Origin of the sequence: uncultured Gilvimarinus sp. (genome assembly GCF_963972205.1) — a bacterium.
Taxonomy (GTDB): Bacteria; Pseudomonadota; Gammaproteobacteria; order Pseudomonadales; family Cellvibrionaceae; genus Gilvimarinus; species Gilvimarinus japonicus.
This window is the reverse complement of sequence record NZ_CAXAUC010000004.1, coordinates 173,997-190,057: the sequence shown is the minus strand read 5'-3', so window position 1 is coordinate 190,057 and position 16,061 is coordinate 173,997. Positions and strand designations below refer to the sequence as shown.

Genomic DNA, 16,061 nt, shown 5'->3' with positions numbered 1-16,061 from the left:
TGGGTCATTAAAAACGCCGCCGGGCGCTGTACACGCCAATCAATAACAACAACGCTAAAATCACCGAAGGGCCACTGCCCCAGCGCATAAAAGGCGTCTGGCCATAAGCCGGATAAACAGTGCCCGCCAGAGTAGTCGCCACAAACTGCCGGGTTTTCGCCACGACGTCTCCGCTGGGGTCGACAATCGCACTCACACCATTGTTGGTACTGCGAATCATATAACGACCGGTTTCCAGTGCGCGCATTTGTGCCATCTGCAAGTGTTGTAGCGGACCGATCGAGTCGGCAAACCAAGCATCGTTACTCACCGTCATTAACACATTGCTGTTGTGGGCACTTTTCGCCACCAGCGATGGATACACCACCTCGTAGCAAATGGTCGGGGCGATGGCAATGCCATTAACCGCCAACCCACTTTGATGATCGGGGCCAATGTTAATGTAGGAGGTCGGCAGGTCAAAAAACTCGATAGAACCGCGCAGCCATTGCTCCAGTGGCACATACTCACCAAACGGCACTAAACGACGCTTGTGATAAATACCCAGCGCGTCCCCCAACCCCACCAGTGAGTTGTAATAGCGCCGTTGTTGCTGATCATCGTAGATAATGCCGGTAATCAAGCCGGTATCGGTTTCGCTCGCGCGCCGGCTAACGGTATTTAAAAAATCCAGCGCCCGATGATAGGTTAACGGCACCGCCGCTTCGGGCCAGATCAACCAGTCGGCGCCCCAGAGCGGCTCGCTTAAGTGTTGCAACCGCTCAAGGGTCGGCTGGGCGTGGGCTGGATCCCACTTTACTTCTTGGGCAATATTGGGCTGAACCATCGCCACGGAAATGGGGGCATCGTGATTCACGCGCGCCCACTGCACACCTTGCAGCTGCCAGCCGGTAAACCAAATGCCCACCACCATAACAGTGGCGACGATTAAATTGCCCGAGGGTCTAACAAAGAAACACCAACCCGCTACCGTGGCGGCACTAAAAGTCGCGAGATAGCCAACCCCCATCACCCCCAACAAAGGGGCCCAACCCGACAGCGGGGTATCGATATGTCCGTAACCGGTGTACAACCAAGGAAAGCCCGTCAACAACCAAGAGCGCAACCACTCGCCCAGCAAACAGCAGGCGGGAAACACCATAAGGATACCAAGACGCCCGTAACCTAGAATTTTGTAACTTAAAATAAACGGCGCCGCGTAAATCGCCGCCATCGCCAGCACAAACACAAGGGTAAGCAAGCCCGCCAACAGCATAGACGCACCGCCAAACTGATGGATGGCGACGTAAATCCACGACACTCCCACGCCGTATAAGCCGACGCCAAAACTCCCCGCCACCAAAGCGGCGCGGCGGCGCGTGACTTTAAATAACAACAGGGAGAATATACCCAGACCAACCAGCGCCAGCGGCCACAGGTTGAAAGGCGCCAGCGCCAGTGGCTGTAAAGCACCGGCCACCAGTGCGGCGGCGGCAGCATTGTAGCTGCGCAACCGGTTGAGCCCGCGCCTTACCTGGCCGGTTATAATCGTTTCAGTGCTGATCAAGTGTCAGAGGCGCCAACGGTTAAACGGACTAAATGAATTTGTCGGTTATCGGCGTAGAGCACGCGAAAGGTAAAACCGTCGATCTCGGTAACTTCATTGCGTTTAGGCAAGTGCCCAAACGACTGCATTAAAATACCACCCATGGTATCGAAGTCTTCATCACTTAAGCCGGCATTAAAGTAATCGTTAAAATCATCAATCGGTGTCAGTGCTTTAATCACATAATCGGTATCACTAACACGCTTTATCAGCTCATCGCTAACTTCCTCGTCAGTCTCATCTTCAATATTTCCGACGATTTCTTCAAGAATATCTTCAATGGTAATCAGGCCCGAAATACCACCGTATTCATCAATCACCAGCGCCATGTGATAACGCTGCTCGCGAAACTCGCGCAACAGGACATTGACGCGTTTGCTCTCGGGAACGATGTTGGCCGTGCGGATAATACTATCTAGGCTAAAATCGGTGGTTCCTTCCAGCATCATGCGCAGCAAATCTTTAGCCAGCAAAATACCTTTAATATCGTCGATCGAATCGCCGATCACCGGAAACCGCGAGTGGCCGGACTCGATGATTTTAGGCAGAAATTCTTGCGGAGTATCGTCGAGCTTAACGGCCACAATTTGCGTGCGCGGGATCATAATTTCGCGCGCTTGCAGGCTGGATACGTCCAGTGCGCCCTCAATAATGTTAAGCGCCTCTTGATCCAACAATTTATTCTCGGCCGCGTCTTTAATGATTTCGAGCAAATCATCGCGCGACTTGGGCTCAGTAGAAAACGAATGTAGTAATCGTTCTAACCAAGAGCGCTCTTGCGTGCGTGTAACGCTGCTACTCGATGGGTCGTCCGTCATGGCACTGTTGATTCCTGTGTGGGCGATATAGATTTTGGGGTGGGCGACTGAGAGTTGCCCTGACTGATTTCGGTGTAGGGCGCCGCAAAACCAAGGGTTGTCACAATGTCGGTTTCCAGCGCCTCCATAGCCTCGGCCTCTTGATCGTCCTGGTGATCGTAACCTAGCAAATGCAAGGTGCCGTGCACAAGCATATGGGCCCAATGGGCGTTGGCGGCCTTACCCTGCTCGGCCGCTTCGCGCGCGACGACCTCCGCGCATACAACCAAGTCGCCCAGTAAAGGCAGACCCAGTTCGGCAGGTAAGTCGGCGGGAAAGGACAAGACGTTGGTGGGGTAATTTTTACCGCGATAGCGGTGATTGAGATCGGCACTGGTGGCCGCATCGACGATACAAACACTGACTTCGGCTACCTCGCGCTCATCGCGCAAAGCAGCCGTGACCCATCGGTGTACCTCGTCTTCGCCGGGGACGGCCTCAGCGTCGACTTGTATATCGACATCTACCTGAACGCTGCTCATCTGATTAGCGCCTATCATCCGACGGGTTGGCTTGCTCATAGACATCGTACGCCTGCACGATTCTTTGCACTAATGGGTGACGCACCACGTCTTTAGCACCAAAGTGAGTGAAGCTAATGCCCTCTACGCCGTCTAACACCTCGATAACATGCTTCAGGCCAGATTTTTGCCCGCGCGGCAAATCGATCTGCGACGGATCGCCGGTAATCACCGCTGTCGAGCCAAACCCAAGACGGGTCAAAAACATCTTCATTTGTTCGCAGGTGGTATTTTGGCTTTCGTCCAAAATCACAAACGAGTTGTTCAGTGTGCGACCGCGCATATACGCGAGCGGCGCCACTTCAATAACACCGCGCTCCAACAACTTGCCTACGGTTTCAAAGCCGAGCATTTCAAACAGCGCATCGTACAAGGGGCGCAAGTAAGGATCGACCTTTTGCGCCAAGTCGCCTGGTAAAAAGCCGAGTTTTTCGCCGGCCTCGACCGCCGGACGCACCAACAAAATGCGTTCGACATCGTCACGCAGCAGTGACTCGACCGCGCACGCTACCGCCAAATAGGTTTTACCGGTGCCAGCTGGGCCCACGCCAAAGTTAATATCGTGGGTTTGCACGGCACGCACATAGCGCTGCTGGTTGGCGCCACGAGGTTTGATAGTGGCTTTTTTGGTGCGGATCAGCACGGTGCCAGCCGGAACTGGCTGACCGTCGTCCTCTTCGTCGACTAACGTATCGGACAAACTTTGTTCTTGCATAAGTTCCTCTATGCCCGCGCTTTGCAGGGCGAGGTGAATTTCATCGGGGGTGAGCTCACCGTTGTCAGTCTCGCGGTACAGCTGGCGCAGTACCGCTGCGGCAGCCGCCGTGACACCGCGATCACCCACCAGTGCAAACTGGTTGCCACGATTGCGAATGTCGATATCAAGACGATTTTCGATCTGACGCAGATGTTGATCAAACTGACCACACAGGCTGGCGAGACGACGGTTATCGTTGGGCTCCAAGGTGACCTCACAGGTAACCTGAGAGGAATCGGGGATGACGTGTTTATTCAAGGATGTGTCAGCACTCTTCTCGCGTTCATTAAACAAAGCGTAAACCATTCGCGCCGCCGAGGGAAGGCAAGTAACCGGTCATTTGCTTATTAGCAAAGTCAGTTAAAAAACTGCCGGTTATACCTACCTCGGCGACCGCGCAATTGCCCGACTACTCATCCAGCTCAGAGCTGATAAGGGTGCCCAACAGCGAGTTGGGCAGCGCGACGTCGATGCGAATATCGGCAAACTTACCAATCAGCGCCGGGTTATCGGCGCGAAAATTCACCACGCGGTTGTTTTCTGTGCGGCCCGACAACTGACCGGGATCTTTTTTACTGTAACCACTGACCAACACTCGCTCGGTATTACCCACCATATGGCGGCTAATCTGCTGCGATTGCTGGGTGATGCGATCCTGTAGAATTTTCAGGCGCTGCTTTTTGGTCTCCATCGGGGTGTCATCGGTCAAATCAGCCGCTGGAGTGCCGGGCCGCGCACTGTAAATAAAGCTAAAAGACATATCAAAACCAATGTCGGCAATCAGCTTCATGGTTTTTTCAAAGTCGTCTTCGGTCTCACCGGGAAAACCGATAATAAAGTCAGACGAAAAGCTGATGTTAGGCCGATGCGCACGTATACGACGCATTTTAGATTTGTACTCGAGCGCCGTGTGGCCGCGCTTCATTGCCATCAAGATGCGATCGGAACCGCTTTGCACCGGCAAGTGCAAATGACTCACCAGCTCGGGCACTTCGGCGTAAACGTCAATCAGTGAGTCTGAAAACTCCACCGGATGCGAGGTGGTAAAACGAATGCGGTCAATGCCATCCACCGCCGCCACATAAGTGATCAATTCGGCCAAATCGACAATGCCATCGTCAGACTCACCGCGATAGGCGTTAACGTTTTGCCCCAGCAGGTTAATTTCCCGCACACCTTGGCCGGCCAGGTGAACCACCTCGGCCATCACGTCGGCCATTGGCCGGCTGACCTCTTCACCGCGTGTGTAAGGCACCACGCAAAAGGTGCAGTACTTTGAGCAGCCTTCCATAATCGAGACAAACGCGCTCACGCCATCGGCATCGGGCTGCGGCAAGCGGTCGAACTTTTCAATCTCGGGAAAGCTGATATCCACCACCACAGCGCCGTTGTCACGGGGTTGCTCGATCATCTCGGGCAAGCGGTGCAAGGTTTGCGGGCCAAAAATCAAATCGACAAACGGCGCGCGCTCGGCGATGGCCGCACCCTCTTGGCTCGCCACACAGCCGCCCACACCGATAATCATATCGGGGTTCTTCTCTTTAAGCTGCTTCCAGCGGCCCAGCTGATGAAACAGCTTGTCGGCGGCTTTCTCGCGAATCGAGCAGGTGTTGATCAGCAGGACGTCGGCCTCTTCCGGGTTCTCGGTCGCCACCATCTGGTGGGAATCACCCAGTAAGTCGCGCATACGCGATGAATCATACTCATTCATCTGGCAGCCGTGGGTCTTGATATAGAGCTTTTTAACCGGTGTCTCGGTTGCTGACATTCGCTGAAAACCTTTGCGGGACGATAAATTTGGGAGCGCATTATAGCCATCTCACCTCGCAATTCACAGAGCTTAACCGCAAAAAGCGGCTATTTTTTGTGCAATTTTGTTGGCATTTAGCCAGAATATGCTATTCTTCGCGCCCCCGGTAACCGCCGGAATCGCAGCAACGTCACACCATCGAGGCACTATGATCGGCAAACCCATCTACAAGGTCATCTTCCACAACCAAGATCAAATTTTTGAGGTCTTTGCACGCGCCATTTATCAAAGCGACATGTACGGCTTTATTGAGGTAGAAGAGTTTGTCTTTGGCGAGCGCAGCCAATTACTGGTAGATCCGGGTGAAGAAAAGCTAAAAGGCGAATTTGCCGGCGTTAAGCGCTCGTATATCCCTATGCACTCTATTATTCGTATCGACGAAGTCGAAAAAGAAGGTGAAGCCAAAGTGCGCGAGTCCAAAGGCGCTACCGTGACACCCTTCCCTTACGGCGGCATGATACCCAGCGGCGACTAGCCCAAGTCCTTGGTCGAGCTCCAACATCGCCGCTAAGGGGCCAAAACACCCGCCACCTTTTGCAGGCGCGCTCGGCGGCACCTTCTTTTACCACGATTTACTCGCCACCCCCTTTAGCTTACGCTTAACGCACAACCTTGGCGCGGCCGTCGGTCGCCCATAACGCATCATTAGGGGCGCTCAATGGATTATGATATTGCAATAATAGGTGCTGGTATCAGCGGCGCTGGCGTGGCGCAAGCGGCGGCGGCCGCCGGTTACAAAGTTTTGCTACTAGAGCAAACGGCCATCGCTTGCGCTACCTCGCGCAGCTCTAGCAAGCTGATCCACGGCGGCTTACGCTACTTAGAGAGTGCGCAATTCTCACTGGTGCGAGAATCTCTGCAAGAGCGCGCGTTACTTTTAAAATTGGCACCCGATCTGGTCAAGCTGGCACCACTGCATATACCTGTGTATCGCGACTCGCAGCGCTCGCCCTTGACGATCATGGCAGGCCTAAGCCTGTACCGACTGCTCAGCGGTTTTGATCAGACCACACAGTTCTCGCGCCTTCACAAAAGCCAGTGGCCCGAGCTTGACGGTATCAAACCCGACGGTCTAAAAGCCGTGTTCCGCTACCAAGAGGCGCAAACCGATGACCGCGCGCTCACCGCAGCAGTGGTGCAGTCGGCCCAGCAATTGGGGGCAGAGCTCGCCATGCCCGCCACGTTTGTGGGCGCCGAAACAACACCTGAGCACTGCGACCTACGTTACCTGCTAAATGGTCGCGAACAGCAAGCGCGGGTAGCAATGCTGGTCAACTGCGCAGGCCCCTGGGCGAGCGAGGTTAACCGGCGAATCACCCCCACCCCCACCTTGCCCGAGGTGGAGCTAATTCAGGGGGCCCACTTACTATTGCCACCAGTCTTGCAGCACCACTACTATCTGGAATCGCCCAGCGATGGCCGCGCCGTGTTTGCCCTGCCCTGGCAAGGTAAATTGCTAATCGGCACCACCGAAACACCTCACACTGGCGACCCGGCCGAGGCCCACTGTCATCCCAGTGAAATGCACTACCTGCTAAATGTTCTGAAACACTACTTTCCCGAGCAGCACCTACTGCCCAGCAGCGCCGAGAGTTTTGCTGGTTTGCGGGTGCTGCCACGCACCACCGGCCAAGCTTTTGGTCGCAGCCGTGAATCCATTATGGAGCTGGGGCCTGAGCCACATAATCGTGTGTTCACTCTAATGGGCGGCAAACTGACAACCTACCGCGCGACCGCGGAGCAAGTGCTCAAGCAAATAACGCCGCGGCTCCCAACACGCACACGACAAGCAGACACCCGAGATCTTGCGCTAACACCAATCCATTAACAGGCAATAAAACAGCGCGAGCCATAGATGCCAACAAGGCCCTCTGCGTATCCGCGCGCAAAGTGTGTCCGGGTGCCAGACAGACGTGACGCATTGCGGTATGATTGGCTCGCAAATGCCGCCGTACCGATTAACGGGCACGCAGCCTGAGACCATAAAAATAAATTTTCAATAACGCAGAATATCAACAACGGTTTAAGTTTCTGTTATGCGCTCATTCGTCAAACACCACCTTAATCGCCTTTATTTATTGCTACTGCTGATCGTATCGGGAGCGGTTTACCTCACGGGTTACGGTCAGCCGAACGCACTTTTTTGGGATGAGAATTACCATATTTCCTCCGCCGAGAAGTACATCGAAGGCGTCATGTACATGGAGCCCCACCCACCGCTAGGCAAATTGCTGATGGCCGCCAGCGAAAAACTGTTGGGGGCTAACGCGGATAAAGACAAGACAAAATTCACCCGCACCGATTACGTCCGCGATAACCATATGCCTGACGGCGGCATCAGCTACTACGGCTTTCGCCTCCCCTCTACGGTATTGATGGCGCTGTCGGTACTGTTTATGTTTGGCATTATTCGGCGCACCACCCACAACTCTCATGTAGCGTTAGCCTTTTGCTGCTTTTTGATTTTTGATAATGCGCTGGTGATACACGCCCGCTCAGCGATGCTCGAAGGCATCCAGCTATTTTTTATTCTAGCCGCGATTTATTACGCGGTGCGTATTGTAACGTTAGAAAAGGGCCCCAAGCTTACGCAATACGCGCTACTGGGGGTTTTGATCGGTCTGGCGGTGGCGGTTAAAGTTAACGCCCTAGTATTGTTGCTATTGTTTGTATTGGTTTACGGCGTCGACCAATGGCACGCCATTAAAGCCTTTGATCTTGTCGCCTTGCTCAAACGTTTAGCCACCACCGTACCCGCCGGGGTAATACCGCTCGCACTGACATTTTTGGCGATTTTTTACATTCACATCGGCTTGGGCCAAAAAATACCGCCCCACAAAAATTACAGTGCCAGCAGTGAATATCAGGCACAAATAAAAGCGGGCAACACATGGGCCCCAAGTACGTTCGTCATCGCCATGCAGGACAATCTTAAATATATGTCCAACTACGCCGATGGCGTACCGAGGCTGGATGTGTGTAAAGATGGTGAAAACGGCAGTGCTGCCATCGGCTGGCCTCTGGCCACCAAAACCATCAATTACCGCTGGTCAAAACGCACCCTCGATGGCACAACCTATGTTCGCTATCACAACCTAGTAGCCAACCCTGTGGTGTGGTTTAGCGTGCTGGTCGGTGTCATTTTGTCTATCGGACTAGTAATTAGCCGTTTTATTTACAATAACCCCGTCAAAGACAACGCCTTGTTTTATTGGATTTGTACGTTTTCCGGTTTATACGTCAGCTACATGATCGCTATTTTGCAGATCGAGCGGGTGATGTACATGTACCACTATTTAGTACCGCTGCTGTTTGGCATTATTAATTTGGCGTTGGTGTTTAGTTATATCTTCCGCGAACAACTGATGGCATCAAGTCGCCACACCTATATTAATCTAACCGTACTGGTCGCATTTGTGGTGGGTGTGTTCTTTGTATTTGCCCCTTTTACCTACAGTTGGGAGTTAACCGAAGCTCAGTTTGAAACAAGAAACTGGTTTGCTTACTGGAAGTTACAGGTGGTGCGCTAATGCTTAAGAATACGGTTTTCTCTGTGGCGCTCGCATTGCTTATAGCTCTCACGGTCAACAAGCTCATTCCGCCATCTGTTGACCCAGTATTGACGATGGTACTGAGCAAAAGTAACGGCCAAATCAACCGGATTGATCAGGCGCGTCACATATCCTATACCCGCACCCACTTGATTGACCGCGTCGAGTTCAATGCCGACAACCACTTTAAACACCCAACTCTAGGTATCTTAGGCTGGAGTGAGTACTTCTATGCCGATATTAACACCCAGTTTGAGGTGACAAAGGCATCCCGCTATCGCTTTGAAGTCGGCAGCGATGACGGTTATCAACTGGAAATCGATGGCAACATCATCTGCGAGCACAAGCGCGACCGCCCGTTTCAGCGCAACACCTGCATGCAACCACTTAACGCTGGTCAGCATCAGTTAACCCTGCGCTACTTTCAGGGTTACGGTAATGCCGGGCTAACCTTCAAAGCCGCGCCGGAGGGTGTCAGCAAACTGAGGTTTTGGGGCGAGGACATTAAAGGTATTAGCTATCACCCACCAACAAAGTAACAAGGGGTAAATATTTTTAACAAATTACAGCTGGTACAAGGCCGACCCTCTGGTTACCTTAAAGTGACACAATGAAACTGATAACGACCGGAGTGAAGCATGTCCAAGCAACTTTTTCCCCGCACGGCTTTATGGCTGAGCATCGGTGGCGCATTACTCGCGGCAGGCTGCGGTGGTAGCGACGACCATGACGATCACGGCCAAGCCCCAGAGGCACCTACCGCTAGCGCCAGTGTTGCGCCAAAGGCGCTGACACTCAGCTGGAATAGCGTGAGCGGGGCCGATTACTACAAAGTGTCACAAGACCCTGACGGCAATACTGGTTTTAGCGATATTAGCGGACAAGTAAACGGCACAGAATTTACCGCGCCTCTCGCGGCCCATCTCACCAACTGGACAGACGGACGTTTTATTGTCGAGGCCTGTAACAGTCAAGGCTGCACCGCCAGCGAAGACATTTACCTAGACGACCAAGTAGCCGGTGCCATCGGTTATCTAAAAGCGGGCGCGCCACAACAGAAAGCCACTTTTGGCTTTGCCATGGCAGCCTCTGCCGACGGCACAACACTCGCCGTGGGCGCCCCCCGGTTTGACATCGCCGAAGACGCTGGCACCAACAGTGGCGCCGTATTTATATTTCAAGCCAGCGATTCGGGCTGGCAACTAAGCCAAACCCTGAACAACCCATCACCCGATATGGGCGAGGATGACCTGTTTGGCTACTCGCTGGGGTTGTCAGACGATGGGGCGACACTCGCTGTTGGCGCCCCTTATGAAGACAGCGCTAAAGGTGCGGCGGCAGAGGACAACTCTCTCGCCGATTCGGGTGCCGTCTATGTCTATCAAAACACCAATAGCAACTGGCAGCAGCAAGCACTCATCAAGGCATCCAACGCCGAAAAACAAGACTTCTTTGGGGTGCGAGTGGCACTGTCAGCTGACGGCTCACGACTCGCAGCCAGCGCACCCTACGAAGACAGTAACGCCGCCGGTGTAAATGGCAACCAGGATGATAATAGTGTCGACTTGGCTGGCGCCGTTTATGTGTTCGACCTTTCGGACGAGGACTGGAACCAGCAAGCCTACATCAAACCCAGCACCAAATCCTGGCACGACTCACCGTGCTTTGACCCGCGTCCGCCAAGCATTGAGTGCTACGAAACTACCCCTTCACGTTTCGGTTACGCACTAGCCTTTGCCGACGAGGGTAACCTATTAGCAGTGGGCTCTCCGGGCGATAACTCCAGCAGTGGTGGTATTAATGGCGACGAGGAAGACTTCAAAGCCCGCAGCTCTGGCGCCGTGCATATTTTGCGCTATACCGATGCAGGCTGGGGCCATACCGATTACATTAAAGCCGCCACTCCCGGCATGAACGACGAGTTCGGTTTAAGCCTTGCCCTCTCGGCCGATGGCAGCCGCCTTGCGGTTGGCGCCCCCTATGAAGATGGCGCTGGATCCGGGCTTGATGCCGACGCCACGACTATTGGTGAGGCCGATTCTGGCGCCGCCTACCTGTTTGCGTTTGACGGCAGCTGGCAACAACAGGCCTACATAAAAGCTGAGGCCAACGACGAGGACAATCTGTTCGGTTGGCAGGTGGCCTTATCCGGCGACGGCACTGTGTTAGCCGCCGGTGCACCGCGGGACGACTCTGACGCGCAAGCGATCGGCACTGACTGGGACAACAACCTCGCCCCCAGCGCTGGTGCGGCATACCTCTACCAGCACAATGGCAGCAGTTGGCAGCTGGGTAATTATATAAAATCCAGTAATACCGATGCCAACGATACCTTTGGCCGAACCTTGGTATTAACCCGGGACGGCCAAACCCTCGCAGTCACCGCCTCCGGTGAAGACGGCAAGGGCACTGATACTACCGGCGATAGCAGCGACAACAGCGTCACCGACAGCGGTGCTGTATACCTTTACTAGATCGCTGGAGCCGCGCGTTCAAAAGCTGTGCAAAAGCCCTCGCAGGCTCTTGCACAGCTTTTAGCGTTGTACGCCCCAGCAGATAACGAGTATCACTGCACTCGAGGAACCGGCGACTATCCTGATGGTCAAAACAGCCGCTTTTTATGGGATACTAACAAGATTGGCACATCGCTTAATTTCCGCCTTTGCATTGACACACCTGTCAGGGCCGGACAGAATCCCCGCACACGATAAACTTCAGGATCTATTGAATGAGTTACGAGCTTCTGCACGCGGTTAAAAAACTTAGCCTATTACCCTGTCTGATGGCGACTTTAACGCTGGTCGGCTGTGGTAGCGACGATGATGATAACGACCAGTCCTCCAGCTCCAGCAGTGTATTGAGCAGCTCATCCAGCAGTTCTAGCAGCAGTAGCTCATCCTCTAGCTCTGCCAGCGAATGGCCCGACATTAATATTGAAGGTACAGGTACCGGGACGTTGCGCATTTACTGGGACGAAGTCGCAGACACCAGCTTTTACCGTTTGTACAAAGATCCAGACGGCGCCAGCGGCTTTAGTCAAGTAGGGGGCGACCTAACCAGCCCTGAGGCTTTTGACCACGTCAGCGTTCATCTCGCCAACTGGCCAGAAGCGCGTTATATGGTTGAAGCCTGCAGCAGCGCCTCGGATTGCAGTAACTCCAATGAGGCCGTCGCGATAGACGCCATGCTGAGCACCATCGGTTACCTCAAAGCCTCTAATACGGAAACGAGCGATTGGTTTGGCTGGAGCCTAGACCTATCAAACGACGGCACCACCCTCGCCGTGGGCACACCACAAGAGGACTCAATGGCACAGGGTATTAATGGCGACCAAGCCGACAACACCACCTTCGCCGCGGGGGCTGTGTATGTATTCACTCAAGTCGACGGCAGCTGGCAACAGCAAGCTTACCTCAAAGCCTCTAACACTGAGGCACCCTTCGAGGACGAAGACGGCAACGAATTTCTCTTCCGCAACGACCGCTTTGGTTACTCAGTTTCACTGTCCGACGACGGCAACACTCTCGCCGTGGGCGCATTACGCGAGGACAGCAACGCCACTGGGATAAACGGTGATGGCGATAATAACGCGGCATCGGATGCGGGTGCCGTTTATTTATTTGAACGCACCGACAACAACTGGTCACAAGCCGCCTACGTGAAGGCCTCCAACACCCCGCAGGAAGAGACAGCATCCAGCAGCAGCTCTTCGTCCAGCTCCAGCAGCTCGTCAAGTAGCAGTTCGGTTTCTGGTACCACTGTGGGTGATCGCTTCGGTCACAGCCTTAACCTCTCCGGCGATGGCAAGACCCTCGCGGTAGGCGCTATTGGAGAAGACAGCAGTTCTGGGGGTATCAATGGCGACGAGAGCATTGATGCTCCTAGCACAGCGTCATCCGGCGCGGTCTACGTTTTCACCAAAAGCGAGAACAACTGGACACAGCAAGCTTATATTAAAGCCGAAACACCCAGCGCCGGCGATCGATTTGGTTACTCGGTCGCCCTAGACTACAGCGGTAATACGCTAGCGGTAGGCGCTCGGGGTGAAGATTTTGCCGGCAATGGCGTCAACCAAGAAATTCCCACTGACGTTAATCCCAAAGGCGACTCAGGCGCGGTATTTACTTTTGCGCGCAGCGGTACTGAATGGGAGCAGTCGGCTTACATTAAACCTGGCTACTCTGTGCGCCTTCTTTCACAGGAGGGCTACGTCAGTTACTTATATTTTGGCACCAGCGTAAGCTTGTCGAGCGACGGTAAGCGCCTAGCCGTAGGGGCACCTGGCGACGGTAGCCGAGCCACAGGCGTCAATGGCGACCCGGCCGATTATACCGAGTTAGATTCCGACGCTTCCAGCGACATGGTATCTTTTATAGAGTCGGGTGCTGCCTATATTTTTGAAAACTTAACCGACGGTTGGGAACAAACCACCTACATCAAAGCCTCCAACCCAGGGCCAAAGGACGCCTTCGGCACCACCGTTCGGCTGTCAGGCGACGGCCGCTATTTAGCCGTGGGCGCCTACCTTGAAGACAGTGCCGCTCTCGGTATCAATGGCGACGAGTCCGACAACAATGCCGAAAACAGCGGCGCGCTTTACCTGTTCGGTCGAGATTCGGCAGGTGAATGGGCGCAACGCAGCTATGTTAAAGCTTCCGAAAGCGACGCGCAGGATCGGCTGGGACGTGCTCTGTCGCTCTCGGGTGATGGCGCTCGTTTAGCCGCCAGCGCTTATCGCGAGGCAGGTGCCGGCACAGGTACCGAGGCCGACTCCAGCGACAATACGGCCGATGCCGCCGGTGCTGTGCGTCTCTACTAACGCAAAGTATTCATCCACGCCATAAAAAAACCGAGCCAGGCTCGGTTTTTTTATGGGCAAAGGTCGCTCGCGTAAATAGCGTGCTATTTGTCAACTCTCCAGCCACACATCCCTTACCCAATGCCATACCGAAGGCCAAGTTTCATCAGTGACATCGCCATCGCGCCAAAATTGCACCTCACCCTCAGGCTCGACACAGTAATAGTGGCCGTTCACTTCACAAAGCGGCACCAAGTGCCGCGGCATACCGCGCGACCATGCTACCGCCGCCACCTCGGGCAAATAGGTATGAGCATAGGGATCGGCCGCCGTTACAGGCTCCAGCGAGCCGTAGACCACATCACTGGCTTGCAGTAAGTAGTCGCGCAAATCTCTCGGTAGCGACAGCAATAACTCCTCCTCCACGACCACAAGGCTATCCTCATCAGGCAACTCTAGCGGTACCGGAACGGAGATATTCTGCTCGCGCAGTTCATCTAAAACGTCTTCCATCGTTATCTCATTTTTGCGAATCAGCAGGTAAGCAATGCTACCGCCGTCACCTCTGGCAAACAAGCACCGCGTCAATGGCTAATTTTGCGTGCTCGTTAAACGTCTAGCGTCTTCCAAAGCGCTAATCTAGGCCGCTAAACAGCTTCTATCCATCAGGTGTAGCCCGTGAAACTCATTACCCTTACGTTACTTGTTAGCCTGCTGAGCGCCTGTGGCGGCTCAGCAGGGGGCGCAAGCGATAACAGCCCGAGCGACAATAACGCCAGCTCGCAAAGTAGCACCCCAGAGCTTAACAGCAGCTCCAGCAGCTTTGACCACAGCGACTCAAGTAGCAGCAACGATACCGACACCAGCAGCTCCGCATCCGAGGCAAGCTCCGAAACGTCTAGCGTAACCTCTAGCAGCACTTCAAGTACCGTACCCTCGTCAAGCTCATCAATTGCCCCTAGCAGCTCCAGCGTGGCAAGCTCATCGTCGCCAATCAGCAGCGTGCCGAGTTCTAGTTCTAGTTCTAGTTCTAGTTCTAGTTCTAGTTCTAGTTCTAGTTCTAGTTCTGACAATGTGATCTCTGCCCCTGACAACCTCAAGGCAGGTGCCGGCAACCGCGAAGTACGATTGGACTGGCAAGCGGTCGATAACGCCGATCGTTATCTGGTTTTTTTCGCCTCCGAGGCGAACCTCGACCCTCTCAATATTGGCGCCTATCGCGATGGCGACTGGCAACAAGCCGAGCAACCACCTTTTACAGTAAGCGGGCTGGATAACGGCACGACTTATTACTTTGTCATAACCGCGGTGCGATCAGGTAAGGAAAGCGATGCGAGTGCGCGAGTCAGCGCCACCCCGTCTCGGCCCAGTGCTCCTCTTAGCGTCAGTGCCGCCGAAACTTTAATGGTCGAGCTGATCAACCGAGCGCGCTTTAATCCCAGCGCCGAAGCCACACGTTTTGGCATTGACCTGAACGAAGGCCTCACGCCCGGCACGCTCTCTAACGAACGGCGACCACCATTGGCCTACAACGAACTATTGATGTTCGCCGCACGCACCCACAGCCAGTGGATGCTCGACACCGACACTTTCTCTCACAGCGGGGCAGCTAACAGCAGCGTAACGGATCGCATTGCTGCCGAAGGCTATACGTTAAGCGGCAGCTGGACCGCCGGCGAAAATATTTCCGTATCCGGCGCATCCCGCCGCCCAGACCCAGTGAATGCGGTCATTAGTCAGCATCAAGGGCTATTCAAGTCGCCCGGTCACCGGGTAAATATTCTCAATGCAAGCTACCGCGAGCTGGGCGTTGGGCAGCGTTCGGGTGAGTTTACGTTTAGCTCCGGCGCATTTCCCAGCTCGATGATCAGCCAAAATTTTGCGCGTCACGGCAGCGATTATTTTGTCTCGGGGGTGGTCTATCGCGATAGCGACAACAACGGCCGCTACAGCGCCGGCGAAGGAGTTGAAGGGGTTACCGTAAGCGTTGGCGACGCCAGCACGACCAGCGGCGCTGCGGGTGCATACACTATCGCGCGCACCAAAGGCACCTACAACGTTGCCGCATTTGGTGACGATATCGGCCTGACAACCGACTCAGTCACGCTGAATAATCGCAACAAGAAGCTCGATATCATCATCAACGGGACAAACGCCCAGCTAACCGTGTGGTAACACTAAC

At 54.2% G+C, this 16,061-nt stretch carries 14 protein-coding genes; 7 read left to right on the top strand and 7 right to left on the bottom strand.

The window, feature by feature from the left end:
* Nucleotides 1-7: 7 nt before the first annotated feature.
* The 5 genes from lnt to miaB all read right to left on the bottom strand — a co-directional run bounded on the left by lnt (nucleotide 8) and on the right by miaB (nucleotide 5,488).
* Nucleotides 8-1,546, bottom strand: coding sequence for an apolipoprotein N-acyltransferase (lnt, locus tag AACY82_RS09265; RefSeq protein ID WP_339616512.1), 1,539 nt, complete (start codon nucleotides 1,544-1,546; stop codon nucleotides 8-10).
* Nucleotides 1,543-2,403 carry a transporter associated domain-containing protein gene (locus AACY82_RS09260; RefSeq protein WP_339616511.1) on the bottom strand — a complete coding sequence of 287 codons (861 nt, stop codon included), beginning with the start codon at nucleotides 2,401-2,403 and terminating at the stop codon, nucleotides 1,543-1,545. Before AACY82_RS09260 ends, lnt begins: the two co-directional genes overlap by 4 nt.
* A complete protein-coding gene (ybeY, locus tag AACY82_RS09255; RefSeq protein ID WP_339616510.1) occupies nucleotides 2,400-2,963 on the bottom strand; it encodes an rRNA maturation RNase YbeY in 564 nt (187 codons plus the stop codon). Before ybeY ends, AACY82_RS09260 begins: the two co-directional genes overlap by 4 nt.
* The gene (locus tag AACY82_RS09250; RefSeq protein ID WP_339616586.1) at nucleotides 2,929-3,963 is read right to left on the bottom strand and encodes a PhoH family protein; all 1,035 of its coding nucleotides are present in this window, start codon (nucleotides 3,961-3,963) and stop codon (nucleotides 2,929-2,931) included. The genes ybeY and AACY82_RS09250 overlap by 35 nt, the downstream gene beginning before the upstream one ends.
* Nucleotides 3,964-4,129: 166 nt before the next feature.
* Entirely contained in the window at nucleotides 4,130-5,488 is a 1,359-nt protein-coding gene (miaB, locus tag AACY82_RS09245) for a tRNA (N6-isopentenyl adenosine(37)-C2)-methylthiotransferase MiaB (protein ID WP_339616509.1), read from the bottom strand.
* 190 nt (nucleotides 5,489-5,678) lie between these two features.
* Here miaB and AACY82_RS09240 point away from each other — a divergent pair, with 190 nt between their 5' ends.
* The 6 genes from AACY82_RS09240 to AACY82_RS09215 all read left to right on the top strand — a co-directional run bounded on the left by AACY82_RS09240 (nucleotide 5,679) and on the right by AACY82_RS09215 (nucleotide 13,900).
* Nucleotides 5,679-6,005 carry a DUF1820 family protein gene (locus tag AACY82_RS09240; RefSeq protein ID WP_339616508.1) on the top strand — a complete coding sequence of 109 codons (327 nt, stop codon included), beginning with the start codon at nucleotides 5,679-5,681 and terminating at the stop codon, nucleotides 6,003-6,005.
* A gap of 183 nt (nucleotides 6,006-6,188) precedes the next feature.
* Nucleotides 6,189-7,358: an FAD-dependent oxidoreductase gene (locus AACY82_RS09235; RefSeq protein WP_339616507.1), complete on the top strand. Its 1,170-nt coding sequence runs from the start codon at nucleotides 6,189-6,191 to the stop codon at nucleotides 7,356-7,358.
* A 208-nt stretch (nucleotides 7,359-7,566) separates the two neighbouring features.
* Complete coding sequence (locus tag AACY82_RS09230; protein ID WP_339616506.1) at nucleotides 7,567-9,060, top strand: phospholipid carrier-dependent glycosyltransferase; 1,494 nt, start codon at nucleotides 7,567-7,569, stop codon at nucleotides 9,058-9,060.
* Complete coding sequence (locus tag AACY82_RS09225; RefSeq protein WP_339616505.1) at nucleotides 9,060-9,620, top strand: PA14 domain-containing protein; 561 nt, start codon at nucleotides 9,060-9,062, stop codon at nucleotides 9,618-9,620. Before AACY82_RS09230 ends, AACY82_RS09225 begins: the two co-directional genes overlap by 1 nt.
* A 99-nt stretch (nucleotides 9,621-9,719) precedes the next feature.
* Nucleotides 9,720-11,555 (top strand): hypothetical protein, encoded by a 1,836-nt coding sequence (locus tag AACY82_RS09220; protein ID WP_339616504.1) that lies wholly within the window; start codon nucleotides 9,720-9,722, stop codon nucleotides 11,553-11,555.
* A gap of 254 nt (nucleotides 11,556-11,809) precedes the next feature.
* Complete coding sequence (locus AACY82_RS09215; protein WP_339616503.1) at nucleotides 11,810-13,900, top strand: histidine kinase; 2,091 nt, start codon at nucleotides 11,810-11,812, stop codon at nucleotides 13,898-13,900.
* Between the two features lie 90 nt (nucleotides 13,901-13,990).
* On the opposite strand, the gene AACY82_RS09210 is transcribed toward AACY82_RS09215, so the two are convergent.
* A complete protein-coding gene (locus tag AACY82_RS09210; RefSeq protein ID WP_339616502.1) occupies nucleotides 13,991-14,392 on the bottom strand; it encodes an SMI1/KNR4 family protein in 402 nt (133 codons plus the stop codon).
* 152 nt (nucleotides 14,393-14,544) lie between these two features.
* Nucleotides 14,545-14,952 carry a hypothetical protein gene (locus AACY82_RS09205; RefSeq protein WP_339616501.1) on the bottom strand — a complete coding sequence of 136 codons (408 nt, stop codon included), beginning with the start codon at nucleotides 14,950-14,952 and terminating at the stop codon, nucleotides 14,545-14,547.
* 1 nt (nucleotide 14,953) lies between these two features.
* Here AACY82_RS09205 and AACY82_RS09200 point away from each other — a divergent pair, with 1 nt between their 5' ends.
* Nucleotides 14,954-16,054 carry a CAP domain-containing protein gene (locus AACY82_RS09200; RefSeq protein WP_339616500.1) on the top strand — a complete coding sequence of 367 codons (1,101 nt, stop codon included), beginning with the start codon at nucleotides 14,954-14,956 and terminating at the stop codon, nucleotides 16,052-16,054.
* The last annotated feature ends 7 nt before the right edge of the window (nucleotides 16,055-16,061 follow it).